The 2,521-nt window shown below is 76.4% G+C and carries 3 protein-coding genes; all 3 read left to right on the top strand.

The annotated features are described in order from the left end of the window. Positions 1-54: 54 nt before the first annotated feature. Positions 55-1,278 carry a sensor histidine kinase gene (locus AB0I73_RS40965; protein ID WP_363045465.1) on the top strand — a complete coding sequence of 408 codons (1,224 nt, stop codon included), beginning with the start codon at positions 55-57 and terminating at the stop codon, positions 1,276-1,278. Next, complete coding sequence (locus AB0I73_RS40960) at positions 1,275-1,961, top strand: response regulator transcription factor (protein WP_363045464.1); 687 nt, start codon at positions 1,275-1,277, stop codon at positions 1,959-1,961. The genes AB0I73_RS40965 and AB0I73_RS40960 overlap by 4 nt, the downstream gene beginning before the upstream one ends. A gap of 188 nt (positions 1,962-2,149) precedes the next feature. Beyond that, positions 2,150-2,488 (top strand): zf-HC2 domain-containing protein, encoded by a 339-nt coding sequence (locus AB0I73_RS40955; RefSeq protein WP_363045463.1) that lies wholly within the window; start codon positions 2,150-2,152, stop codon positions 2,486-2,488. Positions 2,489-2,521: the final 33 nt, after the last annotated feature.

The following is a 2,521-nucleotide window of genomic DNA, read 5'->3' as shown; positions in this document are numbered from 1 at the left end:
GTGGCTGGCGTTGGTGGGCCAGCGGCGCCCGGGGGTCGGCCCTACCGTGGTGGCATGGTGGTGATCAATGGTGGGCGGCGGAAGGTGGGCGCCCGGGTCGGCACGCTGGACGTGCTGGTGCCGGTGCTGCTGTTCGTGCTGTCGGTCGCGGCCGCCTCCGCCCTCCCGCACGAGCACCGGATCGCGGTCCGCTTGCCGGTCGTGGTGCTGGCGGCGGTCGGCTGTCTGGCGTTGCTGTGGCGCCGGCGCCACCCGTTCGGCGTGCTGGTCGCCGCCCTCGCCTGCGGGGTGGGCTTCCAGGTGCTCGGGATCAGGGAGAGTCCGCTGGTGACCAGCCCGGTCATCGTCTCGGTCTACACCGTGGCGGTGCAAACCGACCGGCGGACCACCTGGATGGCGGCGTCGGCCTCGGCCGCCCTGCTGGTCGGCACGGGCCTGGTGTTCGGCTCGCGCTCCTGGTTCGGGGACAACGTGGCGATGCTGGCCTGGACGGCCCTGCCGGCCGCGGTGGGGGACGGGGTGCGTGCGCGCCGCGCGTATGTGGCGGCGGTGGAGGAGCGGGCGGAGTACGCGGAGCGGACCCGGGAGCAGGAGGCGCGGCAGCGGGTGGCGGCCGAGCGGATCCGGATCGCGCGCGAGCTGCACGATGTGGTGGCGCACCACATCGCCTTGATCAATGCGCAGGCCGGGGTGGCGGTGCATCTGGTGGAGCGGCGGCCGGAGCAGCTGGTCACCGCGTTGGAGGGGATCCGGGAGGCCAGCCGGTCCGCGCTGGAGGAGCTGCGGGTGACGGTGGGGCTGCTGCGGCAGTCCGATGATCCCCGGGCGCCGCGGGATCCGATGCCGGGTCTGGCGCAGGTGCCGGAGCTGTTGGCGTCCTTCGAGCGGGTCGGCCTGTTTGTCAGGCACCTGCGGCACGGTGTGGCCGTGCCGCTGGCGCCGGCGGTGGACCTGGCCGCGTACCGCATCGTGCAGGAGGCGCTGACCAATGTGCGCAAGCACGCCGGGACCGAGCAGGCCCGCCTCTGCCTGCGCTACCGGCCCCCATGGCTGACCATCACGGTGGAGGACGACGGGCGGGGCGGGGCGCCCGCGCCCCGCCCCGGCACCGGTCACGGGCTGATCGGGATGCGTGAGCGGGCGGCCAGCGTCGGGGGGCGGCTGGCGGCCGCGGCGCGCCCCGGCGGGGGGTTCACCGTGATTGCCGAGCTGCCGCTGCGGCCGGGTGCGGCGCTCGCGGCGCCGGGGGGGCGGGCGGCCGGGGAGGGGGAACCGTGACGATCCGGGTGCTGCTCGCCGATGACCAGGCCCTGCTGCGGGGCACCTTCCGGATGCTGTTCGAGGCGGCCGAGGACATGGAGGCGGTGGGCGAGGCGGCCAACGGCCGGGAGGCGGTGGAGCTGGCGCGGGCGCGGCGACCGGATGTGGTCTTGATGGACATCCGGATGCCGGAGCTGGACGGCCTGGCCGCCACCCGGCTGATCGGCGGGGCCGAGGAGCTGGCGGCGGTGAAGGTGTTGATCCTGACCACCTTCGAGGACGACGAGTACGTGGCGGAGGCGCTGCGGGCGGGGGCGAGCGGCTTTCTGGGCAAGGGCGCCCGGCCCGAGGAGCTGCTGGAGGCGGTGCGCACGGTGGCGGCGGGGGAGGCGCTGCTGTCCCCGGCGGCGACCCGGGGGCTGATCCGGCGGTTTCTGGCGCAGCCGGAGCCGTGCGCGGCGGCCGTGCACGAGCGGCTGGAGTGTTTGACGCGGCGGGAGCGTGATGTGGTGGGACTGGTCGCGCTGGGGCTGTCGAACGAGGAGATCGCCGGGCGGTTGTTCGTCAGTCCGCTGACGGCCAAGACCCACGTCAACCGGGCGATGACCAAGCTGGCCGCCCGGGACCGGGCCCAGCTGGTGGTCATCGCCTACCAGTGCGGCCTGGTCGGCCCGGCGGCCGGCCCCTCGGGGGCGGGGTGAGGGCCGGCCGGGGCCGGCATGTGGCGGGGGTGGGGGGTACTGCGGTGGTGGTAGCGGAAAATTGCTGCGCGCGGACGACGCGCGCGGGGCCGTTCCGGGGGGAGGGTGGGGGCGTGGAGCGGGGCGCCGGCCGTACACCGGCCCCGTGGCCCGCGCGATTCTCACCCCGGAACGAGAAGGGACCCGCCATGCTTACTCCCTCCCAGGATTGCCGCGCCATCGGCGACCTGCTCGAAGGACACGCGCTCGATGTGCTGGAGCCCGGCCAGGCGGGCGCGGTCCGCGCCCACCTGGCGGCCTGTGCCGGCTGCCGGGAGGAGCATCACTGCCTGGCGGCGGTGGCCGCGCACCTGGCCCCTTTGCGCGCGGCGCTGGCCTACGGCGCCGGCCGCCGCCGGCCGGGGGGCGGGTCGGCGGCGGCCGGGGGCCGGGTCGGCGCGCGGCGCCGGCGCCGCCGGCACGGCGCGGCCCGGGCCGGCTCGCTGACGCTGGCGCAGTGGGTGAGCCGGCTGGCCTGTGTCGGGTGAGCGGCCGGGCGGCGGACCGGCCCACCCGGACGG

Source organism: Streptomyces sp. NPDC050388 (assembly GCF_040655635.1).
Taxonomy (GTDB): Bacteria; Actinomycetota; Actinomycetes; order Streptomycetales; family Streptomycetaceae; genus Streptomyces.
This window is presented reverse-complemented; position numbering and strand designations above follow the sequence as displayed.